The organism is Pseudomonas nitroreducens TX1 (assembly GCF_000313755.1).
Taxonomy (GTDB): domain Bacteria; phylum Pseudomonadota; class Gammaproteobacteria; order Pseudomonadales; family Pseudomonadaceae; genus Pseudomonas; species Pseudomonas nitroreducens_A.
On sequence record NZ_AMZB01000121.1, the window covers coordinates 165027 to 180629 of the forward strand.

Below are 15603 nucleotides of genomic sequence, written 5' to 3' on the forward strand. Positions count from 1 at the left end.
CGGCGCTTGGATGGAGGCCCCTCGGACTTGCGGGGCGGGTTCATGTCCGTCGTAATGCCGGCGCGGCAGCCAGCTCCAGGCTGCCAGGCCCTAGGCGCTGGCTAACTTGATTTGGTGCGCGCGAGCGTCGCCAGGCCGGCAGCTACGCTGCCAAGCCGAGAGAAACCATCTTGATAGCGTTCTCGAATTGCTCTTCGATGCGCTGCAGGTCGTCAGCCACCGAGCGGTCGAGGCGCTCCTCCACGAACCGCGGAAGGAAGAGACTGTAGGGCTTGCCGGGCTTCTTCGGACGCATGATCTGATTCGACTTGACGGTGATGATCAGGCCTCGCCAAGCCTCTCGGTTGAGATGGATCTCCAGGCGTTTTTTCTTGGTGAAGCCCGATACGCCCACTACCAGTTGGCCACACGCACTCTTACAGAGCAGCGAGCCGAAGGTTTTGGCGTTTGCCCCCTTCCCTGGGAGGAAGTCAACAACCTCAAGCTCGCAGTGCGCTTCCAGCTTGAGCTTGATCTGGTCCTTACTGGTACCGTCAAACCAGTGCGCAGAGCGCTTCTTCAGGATCGTCCCTTCGAGACCCTTTTCCAGCTGCTCGACGTAGTGGGCGATCGCATCCAGCAGCGAGTAAAGCAGCTTCGTCTCGATCATGGAGATTGCGCTGTGGGCCAGGGCTGCGACCTGATCAGTCAACTCGCCGAATCGAGTCTCGTACGGAATCTCGCAACGGCCGCCCTTCTTGACGGACGAAAGCGGGATCTGGTCCCAGAGCTTGATGATCGGGCGGCAACCCAAGTCGAACTGTCCGCCCTGGATTACCGAGTTCAGCATGCCATTGCCAACCTCACGGGGCAGAATCTTGCCGTCGCACTCGACCAGCAACTCCCCATGCGCCTGGCCAGTGCGGAGCTGGCTGAGGCCTGCGATCAGCTCACTGAAGTCCTCCGCGGGAATCGGGGTGCCAGCGCGAGTAGTCAGCGTCGCGTCTTCGTTTTCAACGGTGACGTTAACGAACATCCCGTCCGCTTTGATCTGCGAGAAGATGCCGCCGGCCCAGTCCCATTCGGACAGGTTCGTGTGATGGGGCAGGCTGCAGCGCATGTAGCTGAATTCAGGGATCAGCCCCGAATGGACCTTGTTGACGCTGCTTTCGGAGAACCCTGCGCGCGGGTCTTTGGAGATGATCCGCCAGAGCAGTTCGCTCGATTCAGGGTTCAGGCTGGTGAGCGCACCAGACACGGCAGCTTTTGCCCGGTCGCCGGTGAGTTGGCGGCTAGCCAGCTGGTTGAGAAGTTCCCATGTCCCATCACCGAACTCCGACAATCCGAACTCGCTCGCCCGGGACGGGCGGATTCCGTACGTGATGAATGGGTTGAGCATGTAAATCATGGTCCGCTGGAAGGCCTCACTCTCGACGTTGGTCTTGAGGAGCGCCAGCTTGTCGTTGGTTCCAGGGGTGTTCGCGATCTGCTCTAGGGCATGGAAGATTGCGGTGCTCAGCACGTTTGGGATCTCCGGGGTGGTCACTTGGGGTTTACCGGAGGCTGATCTGAGGTTCCAGCCAAGTCCGGTGGCTGGAGTCCATTTTGTAAATCCCAGGGCGTGACAGAAGCAGGCGAGCAAGTGGTTTGAATTGCCCGGCCGAATGATTCGGCCGGGGCGGATGCTGGGGGTTGAGCCTGCTGGTTGGCCGTTATGCAGCTTTGCGCTTACCCGGATTCTTCCATTGAATGGCCGCAGGAATCCGAACGTCGAAATCGAATCCCGGCTTCACGCTCCGCCTTACGGTGTCACCTCGGGCATCTGCAACCTGGTGAGCGTATGCTTCGGCTTTCTGCCGCTCGAGGAGCGAGAAGTAAGCGCTTTCCATGATGTTGGAGTTCAACCAGTCGGTGCAGTGCATGGACGTTCCACCGTGGTTGTTGCTCAACCCGAAGGTCATAACGACATACATCGGCTCGCCGGCGGGGCGGAATATCTGACCATCAATGATGATGCGATCAGTTGCCCACTCCTGTAGGTAATCGGTTACGCCTTGCTTCCCCAGGTAAGCGCTGACGTAGATGCCTTGGCAGGATTCGCTCAGCATGGCGCTGTCTGTGATCAGCGAGATTTTTTGCTCGGGCATGCGGTACTTGGCGTTCGGGCCGTCCTTCGAATGCCGATCGCGAGCGCAACAGTAAATGGCTGAGTCAGTCCACAGGCGCCCCTCGAACCAGCGGTACTCCACCGGATGATGATCAGGCCGTTCGGTGTTGCGGCACACAATGCCGACTGGAGCATGATCAGCGTCGATATGTCGGATGCCGACTGTTACCAGGCCGTCATTCTCCCGTACGGTGCGCGCTTTGCGGCAGCGTGCTGGGACAATGGAGTGCAAGTAGCTGAATGCGAAGGTGATGTCCATGAAATGGCTCCTTGTGTCGTTGGAGCCATATTCAGGCTGGCGCCGGTGTGACAGAACCAGCGTAGGGGAGTTGCGTCAGCTCAGGAATAATTGTCCCGGCAGGGCTTCAGAACCGGGTCTTCGGGGTCAACACCATTCGCTATTGCCATCTCTGCATAACTCTTGAACAGATCGACTCCACCGTCAGACACCTTGGACATGTCGATTTTCCCGGCGATCAGGTTCATCCGCACCTTCAGGTTGTGCGCCGAACCTCGGAGGAGGAACCCCGCACAAACAGTCGGTTTACTGCTGCCCGTCGTGTGGCAACCAAAAGTCCGATCGCTCATGTCATACGCGGTGGGGGCTGAAAGACGAAAAGCTTCTGCAGGGAACACGCCCACTGCATCACGACGCCAGGGGCAGTCTTTGCAGGGGACCTTGCAGGCATGCTTACGGTCGCTTTTGACAGTGACCACCTGGTGGTTCCAGTCCGCATACCTTGCATCCAGAACTTCCGGTTTTGAGGTAGTGCGAGTCATAGAGACACCGGGCGATTGGTAGGTAGCGTGGAGGCCGAAGCCCCGCTCAGCAGTGAAAATGTTGCGGTCACCGGCTGGAAGTCAGGAGCAAAGGCTACTGGAAGGGCGCTGGCCAGCCAAGATGCCACGATGGCAGCGCCACTGAGCAAAGCTATGAGGAGGACGGGTATGAGCATGGAGGGAACCCTGACTTAGATTCCCTCCAGTATCTGCTTGGGGTGGTGTGCCGGAAGCCTGAAGTTACGCCCGGCCGTAAGGGGGATGGGGCCGTTGGCCCCAAAGTCAGGCCTTGATTTTGTCGAGCTGAGTCTTCAGCTGGGTCGGGATGTTGCGGATGATCAACACATCTCGCTCCTGGTCCCACTCCACCTTGGACCCCAGGTGGTGGGCTTCGAAGGAGATTGCCAGTCCGTCCGCCCTGCCGGTGAAGCGCTGGAATTGCTTGATCGTTTTCTTGTCCGGCGGAATCTCCGGTGCCAGGCCGTAATCCTTGTTTCGGATGTAGTCGTAGAAGGCCTTCGGCCGCTGCTCGTCGATCAGCTCGGAGAGGGCGTCCAGGGCCATCGGCTCGCCCAGCTTGGCTTGCGATTGCGCGTAGTCCACGAGTGTGTCGGTTTTCCAGCGGGCTTCGTTTTCAGGCAGATCCTCGCTCTCGACGTAGTCCGAGAAGGCCTTCAGCAATGTGCGAGTTTCGCTCGGTGCGTCGGCCCCCTCCTGACAGCCCAGGAATTCGCGGAAGTAGTCGAAGCTGCGGCCGGTCTTCTTGATGAAGGAGATGTACTGGCGCGACTTGGGGTTCTTCTGGAACTCGGAAAGGTTGATACGCGCTGCAAGTTGCAACTGGCCAACGTCCAGGTGTCGAATTGCCGTGACGTCCAGGCCCTCTGTGAGAGCTACACCGTCGCGCTGATGCAGCAGGGCAATGACAAGGTAGTCGGTCATTCCTTGCTGGAGATGCACGAAGAGGACGTGGCCACCAGTGGTTACGACGCTCTCGTTCATGAGCTGAACCAAATGCTCAACGGCCTCATGGCTGAACGCGACGAAATCTCGGCCTCCGTCGAGGTACCCAGTCAGCCATTCACGGAACGGATAGGCGCCGGAAGGCTCGTGGAAGAAGCCCCAGCCCTTGCCGGCCTTGCCGTTGTAGGCGTCGAGGAGATCAGCAACCAGGTTGTCGGTCGCCTCGCTCTGGCCCAGCAATTCATCTCGGGTCTGTAGCGACGCGGGGTTGCCGTCGGGTTTCTTGTCCACGAAGTGGACGATGCTGCATTTGATCGGCATGGGTGCCTCTTGATCAGTTCTGAGGGGCGGTTGTAGTGGGGATGACGCGTGAAGGTGCCGGCCAGATCCTAACGGGCGGATTCTGACCGGCTACCTGGGGGCGTCAGAAGTCGAAGTTGATTTCGCACACACGCTTGGCGGTAAACCGAGCGCTGATCTGGTCGAATGCGAATTGGTTCGTCGGGATACTCAGCAGGCAGATGCTGTCGCGGAGTTCGTGTACTGAACAGATGCTGCGTTCCTCCAGCACGGCGGTGGTTGGCTCCTCTGCCTGGTTGGACACCAAAATCAGCCCCGACGATTCGAGTCGAATTTCAGGGGAGGCCTTGCAGATTGCTCCCTCGACCTCCAAAAGCAGCTTGGGCAGAACAGCAGTCCTCAGTTCAGGATGTGCGATCAGTTGGGTGAACAACGTGAACACCCCAGGGCGTTTAGGCCATCCGTGGTTGAACAGTTCGCCAGCGAGATAGACCTCCTGGCTGATTGCATCCAGGGCAACAACGAGGTCAAGGTCGCGGTATTCCGTATCAACAAAGAAGCCCTCGGCGCACAAAAGCACTTCAGGGCAGGGCGTGTCGGAAGCGCGTCTGGTCACCAGGACCTTGAAAGGGAAAGCCTGATTTCTGGAGCCGAACTCCTCGTCGATGAATTCATTGGGGCCAATACCAATGTAGGCATCCAGGCCTAACCAGCAGCTTGCCCTCAGTGTTGCCAGGCCCCTGTACCCGCTGTCAAAAACTGCTTGTGGCGAAAACGCCTCCTGCAACTTCTTTACCGCTGTGTCGGCAGACTCCTCGCCGGCGAGCAGGTAGGGGTATCCATCGAGCAGCTTGGGTGAAAAGTTGACCATCGCCTGATTCCTTTTCGGCTGGAAGGTGAGTGAAGTTTGCTCGGTCCTGGGGGGGCGACGCGGCCAAAGTGGACTGCTGAAATCCCTGAACCAAGGCGAGATTTTTCGTGGGCTGTGAGGGTGGGCTTGAAACCTAGACGGCAGTGATGTCCAGGCGGCGCAACAGGTTCACCTGGTCTGCTCGGAATACGACAACCTCGAAGCTGCCGTCCTCATAGGTGGCGAAGATTCCGTCGTGGCCGAGATCACGGAGCCGTTCCTGAATCTCGGGGCCGAAGTGGCCGTCGGTGTCCGCCGCCTTGCGGATGAGCGCCTCTGCTTCCGCTTTCGGGAAAATGGTCAGGACCAGAGGCACCGCAGGGTTGTCCAGGTCGTAGTCGTTCTCGATCGTTGCTGTGCAACGGAATGGGTTCTGCCAGGACAATTGGACTTCCCACACTGAGCCGCCGGGGCCGGCATATTGGGTGGCGCATGCCTTGTCGGCGAAGTACAGGCCCGATCCGAAGCTTCCGCGTCTCGCAGGCCTGAGCTGTGTGGTTGAGGAGGTAGTGCCGCGGTAATACAGGTCAGCTAGGTGGGTCATGCTGGGCTCCTTGTTGAGCCAACATGTTCCGACGGGATCTGGTGTGCCACGACCACCCTACGGGTTGAAAAACTTGCGAGTAGCCGGTTCTGGCACGCGGCCATGGGTTGGATAGTTACCCCATCACGTGGTCACTTCCGACCCTGCCGCTTGGAGCACCAACATGCAGAACAACAACTCCACCACTAGCCACGAACAACGCTACAGCGAACTGCTGGGATCGATCTCCTGGGAGTTCGACAACCCGCCTCCTTCGTTCGCCGAGATGAAGGCTCATGTCCAGGGCCTGCTTGAAGATGACGGGGAGCCAGCTTCGGTGGCCCGAAGCTTCAAGGATTTCAACGCCTTCTTTGCGTGGTTCGACGCTGTCACAGCGTTCGACCAGATGGATGCTGAGGAGTCCGCGGAAGATCTCCGCGTGCTGCTCGAAGTGGTGTATGAGTCGATCTGCTCTGAGAACTCCTGATCCAGAAAGAGGAAACCCGACATGCAACGGCGATGCATGTCGGGTTTTTTATTGCCTGGTCACTCCTTCGGCTCTTCATCCCCAAGGGCGGAGCCTTGGGGCTTGGGACCGCAAGTTTCCCCTTCACCACTGGTAACGAAATCGCTTTCAGCCGCCGGCAGGAGCTGGTTGGTCTCTTCAGCGTACTGGCGGATAGCTTGGTTTACATCGAGGTCAGCTGAAGCGAACAGCCTTCCACCCAGTTGCCAGCCTGGGTAAGCAACAACGCCCCCCACGAAAGCGATGACCAGCGACGTGAAAACGATCCCTCCAAACTCAGCGAAACGCCTGCCAAATCTGGCAGTGATGCTGGATGACGGTAGGAGGGCAGCGGCAGCCTTCCGTTTGAGTGCACGCTGTTCTTGAAGCGCCTGCCGAAGGCGCTCACACAGCTTTAGAGCCTCACCCTCGTCGTTGAACCAGGCGATGTTGGTGTACCCATTCTTCAGGTAGAACAAGGGGCCGCCATCAGTTGGAATCCCCTGATCTTGTGCAACTTCGAAGTGGGCTTCACCACCGAAGCTAGTGGCAACCCTGAAGCAGAGACCTTCGGCATGTATTTCGATGTGGTCTTCTGCAACATCGATTCGGATGTCTTCCGCTTGGCTGAGTACCCGTTTGCCTCTGATGTAGTCCATTCGATTGCCCTGGATGTCGGAAAGCACCCAGTCTCCCGAAGCACATGCGGGGTTCAAGTCAAACACCTGTGCTGCTTTTCCAATGCGGGCAAGTAAAACCCCGCCGGAGCGGGGTTGTTGTGATCAGCTCACTTTCTTCGTGTAGTCCTGATAGCTGAAGCTCTGGACCTGTTTGAGTTGCAACTCCAGGTGAGAGATCAGCTCGGCCTTAGCACGATCAAATTGCTGCTCATGGCCTTCTTGGCGTGAAGGTACCATGTAGCCATCGATCAGGCGTTTGGCTTTCTCATGGTCGTAGCGGTTCAAGGGCACCTGGGTAGGGGAGGCCGGTTGCTGGATTGCGGTGGCCACTCCCCGGTGGAGTTTCCACTCTGCTTCAGCTTCGGCAACCATGCGGTGGGCGTGATCGGCCGGCCTGGACTGACGGAATACCGGGTTATCCAGCCAGCGCTCCATTTCTGCCCGATGTTCGTCCAGGTCTTCTGCTGACAACCCCTGATAGTCGCTTTGGAAAAACCAGTTGACGTCATTCAGAGCACATTCGTCGCGCCAGTCATGCGTACTGAACACATGAACCTCACCCTCGTAGTCGGCGACAAACAGGAACTCACCTTGTCCCAGGTCCGCCATGGTACCCAGCGGCATGTTCATTAGGATCTCGGCAACCTTGAAGCCAACCATCTGCATACGCTCGTAAGCGAGCCGTTCATCTTCATGCGAAGAGTAGCGGTTGATCATGCGATTGAGTTCGAGGGAGTTCGGGTTGTTGGTGGTCATGCTGAGGTCCTTCGGTATGGATTCGATGGACCTCAGCATCAGCGCGAACCAGGCGTGACAGAACCGTGCTGGAGAAGAATCCTTCGATCAGGCTGATCCGTGCTCTAGATCTACCAGGGCCTCAGGGAACGCGATGATGTGCTCATGGGCAAAGCTCTCGACCCTGATTTTCCCAAACGAGGCGCCCAGCTGGCGTCCGAGTTCGAAAACCTCGATAAGGTTTCGAGCCTGAACGCCGACGCAGTAGCGATCAGGGTCAACGAGGCTGGGTGCTGCGCTGTCCCGCAGCCCCAGGGAATCAAGGCGCTGGAGCAGGCCTCGAGCGATGTCGTTCCCTGGCATGAGCACTGTTCAGGCTTCCTGCACCGCAGTGGCGCGCACCGGCGCACCCGGCAGGTAGTGCTCCGGTCCTATCGCTGCAGGAGCAATACGCTGAAGTGCCCACCCATCTACGAACAACCAACCATCCCTTTCCTCGAAAGCGCCAGCCAGCAGCGATTCCCGGTAACGAACCGCGTACGAGTCGACTTCAGCGCTGGTGGGTACCGCAGGTAGGCCTTTGCCTTCCCGGGTTTGGGCTTCCTTTTGGGCCTGTGCCAGCCTGATGTGAGCAGCGGAGCGGCGCATGCGGTACCGGAGCGGGTCTGTCTGATCTTCAATGCCTGGATCGATGGCAGTCAGTTTGACCTCGTCGCTCATGCCCGAGATTGCGATCTCGATGTAAGCCCTCCAGTGCTCTGCATGGTGTCGACATTCAAGGTCAAGTTGTGCGCTTGTAGTTATTCGGCCTGCACCGGGGGCGTAATGGGCAATGAGGCATGCCTGCGACTCGTCAGCCCTCATGGGGTGGTGCCAATAGCGCCAGCGGAACCCCAGTTCATGCCAGCCAGGCTGAGACACGATCAGCTCCAGGGCGCTGACACGCTCCAGCACGCACCAAGGTGTCTGTTCGATCAGTACGGCATCAATCTTGGTGCCTCCCAGTTGGGCCTCCAAAGGAAACGGACTGTCCAGGGGAGCCATGGCCTTGTCAGACTCTACGATCGAATACCAGGGGTATGAGCAAGCAATCGGGGGAGGAAGCACCAACGGCTGCTTGCCTTCCAGTAAGCGCTTGTAGAGCGCGGACTTGGCAGGGAGGTAATTCGCCTGGCCGCCGGCCTCGGTAACGACTTCGAGATATCGCTTCCAAACCGGGCAGTCGGTTGCGGGGTTTGACATTGTGAACTCCGGAGACAGGTCAGTTCTTGGATGGTAACGGCCTACCGCTGCTCAACCAGTTCAAACCCTACTGCCGCTTTCCCGAGTGGTCTGTCCTAATTGATTGCCCCCGTGACGGATCACCTGCCGCCAATTTCAAGAGGTAATGGATGAGAGCTATAGCGGACGTTTTGAGTTCGGTAGCTCATTGAGGTGCCACTGTACCGAGGTGGTAGGTCTGGCCCACCTTGCGCTGAACCATGTCCATCGCTTCTTCGGCTGTCAGCATGGGGAGGGAGGTGTCACGGTAGACGACGTGGACGCCACGCCCGACCAACGTAGCGGTGCGTCGCTCCGTATTTACCCAAATGCGACAGGCCTCGATCGGGAACCCGCCGGCGGCCCGCCCCATCATAGCGAAGATGCTCTTGGCGCAGTCTTCAGGCGAGGTGAAGTCAAACACCCGTGGGATTGGTGTCGACTCGGAAGAGGCGATGACTACGGTGGATTGTCCGAACAGCAGATGGGCGTATTGAAGGTTCATGGCGGCGCTCCTGTTTGGCGTAGGAGTAGCATCCGATGCCTGCGGGCGTGCCAGAACCCGGGCAGGGAGGATTCCTTACCCGGTGATGGATCAGGCTACTGCCTTGGCGGGAAGGGCCGCAGTAGGTTGCTCAGACGCCAACCCGAGTACCTGGTACACGACGTCGCCGCTGATGGTCTCCTGCTCCAGTAGGACAGCGATCAGTCGATCCAGCGCTTCGCGGTTGGATGCCATGATCTCTAGCGCCCGTTGATACTCGACTTTCAGGATCGAATCGGCTTTGTCGGTGATGTCACGGGTGTCCAGTTCAATCCCTTGATCGCGGAGAGCGCTCAGGCTCAGCAGGCTGTCGTTGCCGGCCATTCCGTAGCTATGCACCATGGCTAGGGCAATACGAGTTGCCTCCTGCAGGTCGCCGGCGGCACCGGTGGAGACCATATCAAGGACCTCTTGCTCAGCAGCACGTCCCCCCAGCGCCATAGCAATCTGGGCCTGAAGCTCGGACTTCAAATGCAACTGCTTGTCCTCGGACGGCAGTATGACGGTCACACCCTGGGCCGGGCCGCGCGGCAGGATCGTGATCTTTTCAACGCGGCCAGCGCCAAGAATCGCGCCTACCAGTGCATGACCAGCTTCATGAACGGCCACCCGCTTCCTGTCCTGTGCACTAGATGCCGTGCGGACCTCGATCGCCTCGCCCATTCGCTGGATCTCGATAGCCTCGATCGCATGGCGCATCTCGACCTCCTGGGCACCCTCCCTCGCAGCCAGCAGCGCCGCATTGTTGGAGATGAAGGCGATTGCCGCCGGCGAAAGCCCCATGCTGTTCTGTGCAAGGCTGATGTAGTCCACATCCTGGGCGGGCTTGGTCCGTCCGAGGTAGAGCCTGAAAAGCTCGGTTCGGTCTTCAAGGGGGGGAAGTCCTACATAGATGGTGCGGTCGATCCGGCCTTCACGGCGCAGCGCTTTGTCGAGTGCGTCAGCGTTGTTGGTCGCGGCGATGAGCATCACGCCGGCAGCCTCGCTGAAACCATCCAGTTCGGTGAGAAACTGATTGAGGATTCTGTTGTTCTCCCCGTCAGCAACCCTGGCTTGTGAGACGCGCGCGCCCAGGCCGTCTATTTCATCGACGAAAATGAGGCAGGGTGCTTTTCGCCGGGCCTCACGGAATAGTGCCCGCACCTTCTGAATGCCTACCCCGTAGAACATGCTGCTGAACTGGCTACCGTTGGTTTCGATGAAGTTCGCGCCACATTCATTGGCCAGGGCCTTGGCCAGAAGGGTTTTACCGACGCCAGGCGGGCCGAGGAACAGCACGCCCTTCGGGGGCCGGGCATTCAGGCCTGCAAAATCCTTGGGCGCTCGCAGCCAGGCGGTCATGTCCATCAGCGTCCGCTTTGCTTCCTCGCATCCGACTACGTCATCGAATCGGATCTTCTTGTTGGCTTTGCGCTTTCGGGCCGGAAGTCGCGTACTCAACATAGGCCAGAACATGCAGGCGAAGAAGACGAGGATCGTCAGCTGCACTGCGGTCGTCAGAGAGGCGGACGCATCGATCTCGGTCGGAAGTTCGAGCTCCTGGAGTGAGAAGGGGGGCGTCCTTTGGTCGAGGCTCACGTTCATCAGCAGGCGCGTGATCACGTAGAAGCCGTCCGTCACGACGTAGGTGCCATTGTCCTTCGTCGTGACATACAACTCTCTTCGGCCTAGGTCGATCTCCTGCACTTTCCCTTCCCGTACGTCGCTCAGCAACCTGTCCCAGGGCATGGGGTTCCTGGTCCAACGAGATGGGTCTTTGGCTATCTGGGCCATGATCGTGGCTGAGGTACCCTCTGCCGCAGGCAGGGCTGGTGGGGCATTGAGGTGGTAGTGGTAGGCCAGGAAGGCGCCGAAGGCCGCGAGCGTGATACCGCAACCAGCGAGCGACTGCCGTACCGACGATTTGCGCAGGGCGCGGCGAACGCGCTGGATGATCGTTTCTTTCATGGATTACCTACGAATTCAGGCCGGGAGATGGCCGCGCTGCGCGCAACTGAACATGGACGGGTGGGTCGTTCAAGCCAAACCCACCCGTTGGTTACCTAGAGGGTCAGAACCCCATGCCGAGCTGCTCCGAAAGATCGGATCGGGGACGTTGGGCAGTTGGTTGAGTTGCTGCCTCTTCCTGCAGAGGTGCATCACGCACGTATACGGGTTCTGCCTGCAGGCCCAGTTCAACCCTGAGTTTCTGAACTGCCAGATATGCCACGATGTAGGGGCGAGTTTGCGGGCCGTGCATGCCACGGGTGCTCAGGTCCAGGCCGCAAGACCCTTTAGCGTCGGCCATCAGGTACCTGGTACCGGACTTGATCACTTGCACGAACCCTCGGGCGTAGTTGTCAGCCGCGAATGCGGTCAGGCGATCCACCTCGGAGAATCGGCTGGAGAGGTCCTCGAAGATGACCTGCAGACGTCGTTCAGCTTCGCGCAGTTCATCCCGCTTTGGGTCCACCCCGGCCCATTCCAGGATCGCTGCCCAAGTGCCGGATTGGGTGCGGGGCAGGTGGACACCAGTCACATGACTAAAGACGGCCTTACCGACGTTGTTTAAGCCGTTGGCGAGTGCAGAGAGGCCGTAGGCATTCCGGTTCAGAATCGACTCGGCGAAGAGACGGTGGTAGTCGCTGACCCGCGGGGGATGGCCTGTGCGCGAGGCCAGTTCTTGGGCGTAGAAGGCGGCGATGCCGTCGACAGTTTGCAGGTCATGAGTGGTTGGGAGTTGGAGAGCGGCGGCCATATGTTGGTCCTGATTGTGTTCGGATTGAACACAGGATCAGGCGCTTCGCCGCGTGCCAGAACCGTGGGACGGACCCACGGCTTGGCGATTTGTCTTACAGCCGCTTAACGGTCAGATCCAGCTGCAGCTCCGGACCTTTGTCCCCATGACGCTCGAGAGTGGCCTTGCCATTCTGATCGACGATGACGGTGCTGGCCAGACTGTATTTGGCGTAATGCGGGAGGTTGAGCTCAACCCCATCGGTTTTGACCTTGTTCTCAGACAGCGGCTCGGTGTACAGGCCATTGACAGCCAGTTGGACCTTGCCGGTCGAGAGCACGTGGGGGGTTACATCAGCGGTGAATCCGAGGTGGTGGACCTCTTTTTCAACCTTGGTACCCTTCGAACTGACGGTCGCTTTGCCGTCATATTCCTTGGGTTGAGTCTTGCTGAAGTGCGCCGTCTGACCCGAGCCGACTTCTTGGGTCTGAGTGCTGAGGACCTGGCCATCTTTGGTGAGCACAGCCTGGATCTGCAGGCGGTCGGCGGCGTGAGCAGTTGCCGCAACGCTGAGCGCTGCAGCCAGGAAGAGCGAGGAAACTTTGTTCATTGAATCTCCAAATTGAGGTTTGTTCCTGCCGTGCAGGAGGAGCTGTTCAAGGCTCCTAAAAGGCCTAATCGGCATGAACATGGTCGGACTTTAACGGTCTCGAAAATTTTGTATAGGCCCGGCCGGTGTCGGCCCTTTCACTCAGTTCTGCACCAGAAGCGGGAGGGTGGAACTCAGTTCGCCTCGGCAACTCGCCCTTGCTGGACTGTCGGATCGATCAGAACCACGAGGGCAGACTGCTGCTTCAGGTCCAGCATTCGGAATCGAGCGATCAGGCGCTGCTCGTCCGAAGTCAGCTCCCCGGAAGGCTGCATCAGCGGCATGGATTTGGGAGATTCGAGGCTCAGCTCCAGCCTGGAGATAATCTCCGAGTTCATGCTGCGATGACTCCCTTTGGCGGCTTCGGCCACGCGCTCACGCATCCCGTCAGGCAGGCGAAGCACGAATTTGTCGGCGGTGCGGGAGGGGGCGAGGGGGTCTCGGAGTTTGTTCACTGAATTTCCTTTGCTCTGTCCACAGTCAAGCTCCTGAGTCACCTCAGTGCTCGCTCATGGGGTTGGTAGTCTATCGGCGGATGCCGGGCATGCGAGTCAAACAGGGCCTCTGGTTTTCCAACCCGCGCTGTTGGACCTCGCCGCCGCTATTCCCTGATCGGATTGGTCGCATTTTCGTCTCGAATCGCCCGGCACAAGTCCAACAGCGCTTCGCGCACTTTCGGGGAGCGACCACCCCCGGAGAATGGGACGCAGAACTCCACGTCTGCCATGTCGCCGTCGTCACTGATCACCGCGACGCAGACGTCGGAGTCCCCGTCCAGGATCAACCGCAGTCGGCCCTTGCCCATGTCCTCTCGGCGCTCGAAGAATTCACCCAAGGGGAGGGGAGGTCCCTTTTCATCGCTCTGCTGCTTCAGCAGCTCGCGTGCCGCCTCGATGACCTGGCCGCCAAAGAGTGTGTCTGCGAAGCGCCCGCCGTCCTCGGTGATCATGTCCGCGGCCTCTTCGATAGCCAGGCTGGTAATCAGTGCCATTGGTTCGTCCTCGATATTGGGGAATTACAGGAATAAGGCCAGCTGGCCGACCAGGGCTGCGCGCCGCTCTTCTTCTTTTTGCTGAAATTTGGTCTGTAGGGTTTCAACCAGCGCGTGCGGGTCATGGAGGATCGGCAAGAGCCCATGGTTCCAAGCCTGATTCCCCACTCGCATGATTCGATCCCACTCGCTGAGGCTGCCCTTGTACAGGGTCACCGTGCCGAGGCCGACCAGGTAATGGACCACTCCTGCCGGGTTATCCAGGACGCTTACTCTCTCCAGCGCGTAGTCCCGGTCGAACTCCCAGAACAGGGCAGCGCCTTCCTCGTCGATTTCGAACTCTTCGCCGGTGTTGGCGTGGGCCAGGATGGTCCCGTCGCCCATTACAACGGTCGACTCACAGTCAGCTACCGCAGCATCGACGTCTCGGAAGCCTCGCCAGGCCGAGTAATACTCCTCGTCGGCGAACGGGACTTCGGCGCGGAAGGACACGTCTTTTTCGGTGAACGTCGGGATCGAATCCAGGGCAGGAATCTCGTAGCGTTTGCCCTGCTCGTAGATCTCCTTCCAGGTGCGAATGGCCATGAAGCTTTTTTGGTACTGGTACCTGCCCCAGAGAAGGTCAAGGGCGATGATCTGGCGCTCGTTGAACACCTCAAAGCGTGGGGCAATACCCAGCCTCCTGGCAGCAGTTTCCTCGCGAACCTGAATGGTCAGGATCAACCGAAGCAGATCCAACGTGTATTGGGGACTGTAGGCGTTGGGAAGTATCTTGATTGTTCCTTTCGACTCATCAACCGTGCGGGCTAGCCAGCAGCGCGCCGACGGATCGAAGTGGCGCGCACGCATGTAGGCTCGCAATTCCAGCAGCGGTTTCATGAAGGCGTTCTTCCCGCCTTCGGCCTGCACCATGTTCTCGGCGCTGGTGTCTCGGACCCCAATTCGAGTGCAAACCCAACATCCTGTACGGGCGCTGCACGGGGCTCGGTTCTGCTCGCGTCCAGAGATATAGGCCGTGACCATGCAATCTCCACCGTTGGCCTCACGGTAGATTTCGACCAGCTCGTCAAAGTCTGAGTAGGCCTCGATCTTCCCCGACCGCACGTGGCCGATATAGGTGAAGACGTCGAAGGTGGTCCAGTCAGCAATGGGGCTAAGGACCAGTTGACCGTCATCCATTACGTCGACTGCTTCGGTGGCACTCTCACCACGCTCCTTCATCTTCGCAGAGCGTGCAGCGCTCTCTTCGTATCGGGTACCAATGATGCTGAAGAGGTTGGCGTCTTTGGCTTTCACGCCGTCTTTCTCGGCTACCCAATCGCGCACCTTGCGCTTGATTCGGTTCAGTGCCGAAACCTTCATCATCATGGAGCATTTCGTGTTTGCTCCAACCGACATGATCGTTCGCCCGGCGAGTACAGAGACGAGATAATCGTTGGACAAACTAGGGGTAGCCAACCAGACGCGGGTATCGATTCCAGTGGCCTTGCCGTATGCCTCGATGGCCTTGAGCTGGCCTTTGTTGTAAATCTCCAGCACAGGGTTCTCGACCCCCGTATTGGAGTGGACCACATGCAACGTGGGCACGGCGAACCCTTCTTCTTTCAGCTCGCGCAGGGCAGTGAAGGTGAGGTTCAAGCAGCACGAAGAATCCTTCCCTCCCGAGTAGGCGAGGCAGGGATGACGACCCTCTCGAACCTGTTGCTTGATGGCTTCAACCGCAGCCTTCACCTTATCGTCGAAGGTGAGGTCCATTACGGGTACGAGAGCCGGTGCAGGCTCCGCGACGTCGAAGAGGCCGGCCTGGATAGACTGGGACAGCTTGGTCTGGGCGGTGGTCATGGCTTGGTGCTCACTGCACTGAAATCTGGAATGGGCTCAGTTTCCAAGCAGTCGCCGCG

17 protein-coding genes are annotated in these 15603 nt (G+C 58.9%); 1 reads left to right on the forward strand and 16 read right to left on the reverse strand.

Annotated features, from left to right (window positions below; translation table 11 throughout):
* Nucleotides 1-142 precede the first annotated feature (142 nt).
* From C167_RS0119260 to C167_RS0119285, 6 genes are all read right to left on the reverse strand, one after another.
* Nucleotides 143-1501: a hypothetical protein gene (locus tag C167_RS0119260; RefSeq protein WP_017519927.1), complete on the reverse strand. Its 1359-nt coding sequence runs from the start codon at nucleotides 1499-1501 to the stop codon at nucleotides 143-145.
* Nucleotides 1502-1691: 190 nt separating this feature from the next.
* A complete protein-coding gene (locus C167_RS0119265) occupies nucleotides 1692-2405 on the reverse strand; it encodes a hypothetical protein (protein ID WP_017519928.1) in 714 nt (237 codons plus the stop codon).
* Nucleotides 2406-2485: 80 nt separating this feature from the next.
* Nucleotides 2486-2926, reverse strand: coding sequence for a DUF6283 family protein (locus C167_RS32745; RefSeq protein ID WP_037006226.1), 441 nt, complete (start codon nucleotides 2924-2926; stop codon nucleotides 2486-2488).
* Between the two features lie 282 nt (nucleotides 2927-3208).
* Complete coding sequence (yejK, locus tag C167_RS0119275) at nucleotides 3209-4210, reverse strand: nucleoid-associated protein YejK (protein WP_017519930.1); 1002 nt, start codon at nucleotides 4208-4210, stop codon at nucleotides 3209-3211.
* A 103-nt stretch (nucleotides 4211-4313) separates the two neighbouring features.
* Entirely contained in the window at nucleotides 4314-5060 is a 747-nt protein-coding gene (locus C167_RS0119280; protein WP_017519931.1) for a hypothetical protein, read from the reverse strand.
* A gap of 133 nt (nucleotides 5061-5193) precedes the next feature.
* On the reverse strand, nucleotides 5194-5643 hold the full coding sequence (locus C167_RS0119285; RefSeq protein ID WP_017519932.1) for a hypothetical protein: 450 nt from the start codon (nucleotides 5641-5643) through the stop codon (nucleotides 5194-5196).
* A 163-nt stretch (nucleotides 5644-5806) separates the two neighbouring features.
* Here C167_RS0119285 and C167_RS0119290 point away from each other — a divergent pair, with 163 nt between their 5' ends.
* Nucleotides 5807-6109, forward strand: coding sequence for a hypothetical protein (locus C167_RS0119290; RefSeq protein WP_017519933.1), 303 nt, complete (start codon nucleotides 5807-5809; stop codon nucleotides 6107-6109).
* Nucleotides 6110-6168: 59 nt separating this feature from the next.
* Here the strand turns inward: C167_RS0119290 and C167_RS32750 are convergent, their stop codons facing one another.
* From C167_RS32750 to C167_RS0119345, 10 genes are all read right to left on the reverse strand, one after another.
* Complete coding sequence (locus C167_RS32750) at nucleotides 6169-6813, reverse strand: hypothetical protein (RefSeq protein ID WP_017519934.1); 645 nt, start codon at nucleotides 6811-6813, stop codon at nucleotides 6169-6171.
* 96 nt (nucleotides 6814-6909) lie between these two features.
* Nucleotides 6910-7563: a hypothetical protein gene (locus tag C167_RS0119300; RefSeq protein WP_026079149.1), complete on the reverse strand. Its 654-nt coding sequence runs from the start codon at nucleotides 7561-7563 to the stop codon at nucleotides 6910-6912.
* A 351-nt stretch (nucleotides 7564-7914) separates the two neighbouring features.
* The gene (locus tag C167_RS0119310) at nucleotides 7915-8784 is read right to left on the reverse strand and encodes a hypothetical protein (protein ID WP_017519938.1); all 870 of its coding nucleotides are present in this window, start codon (nucleotides 8782-8784) and stop codon (nucleotides 7915-7917) included.
* Between the two features lie 184 nt (nucleotides 8785-8968).
* The gene (locus tag C167_RS0119315; RefSeq protein WP_017519939.1) at nucleotides 8969-9307 is read right to left on the reverse strand and encodes a hypothetical protein; all 339 of its coding nucleotides are present in this window, start codon (nucleotides 9305-9307) and stop codon (nucleotides 8969-8971) included.
* 90 nt (nucleotides 9308-9397) lie between these two features.
* Nucleotides 9398-11293, reverse strand: a complete 1896-nt coding sequence (locus C167_RS0119320) for an AAA family ATPase (protein WP_017519940.1) — start codon at nucleotides 11291-11293, stop codon at nucleotides 9398-9400.
* Between the two features lie 103 nt (nucleotides 11294-11396).
* Nucleotides 11397-12083, reverse strand: a complete 687-nt coding sequence (locus C167_RS0119325) for a hypothetical protein (RefSeq protein WP_017519941.1) — start codon at nucleotides 12081-12083, stop codon at nucleotides 11397-11399.
* Nucleotides 12084-12177: 94 nt separating this feature from the next.
* Nucleotides 12178-12672, reverse strand: coding sequence for a hypothetical protein (locus C167_RS0119330; RefSeq protein WP_017519942.1), 495 nt, complete (start codon nucleotides 12670-12672; stop codon nucleotides 12178-12180).
* 173 nt (nucleotides 12673-12845) lie between these two features.
* Complete coding sequence (locus C167_RS0119335) at nucleotides 12846-13166, reverse strand: Arc family DNA-binding protein (protein WP_017519943.1); 321 nt, start codon at nucleotides 13164-13166, stop codon at nucleotides 12846-12848.
* 146 nt (nucleotides 13167-13312) lie between these two features.
* Nucleotides 13313-13702, reverse strand: coding sequence for a hypothetical protein (locus tag C167_RS0119340; protein WP_017519944.1), 390 nt, complete (start codon nucleotides 13700-13702; stop codon nucleotides 13313-13315).
* 24 nt (nucleotides 13703-13726) lie between these two features.
* Nucleotides 13727-15544: a phosphoadenosine phosphosulfate reductase family protein gene (locus C167_RS0119345; RefSeq protein ID WP_017519945.1), complete on the reverse strand. Its 1818-nt coding sequence runs from the start codon at nucleotides 15542-15544 to the stop codon at nucleotides 13727-13729.
* Nucleotides 15545-15603 lie beyond the last annotated feature (59 nt).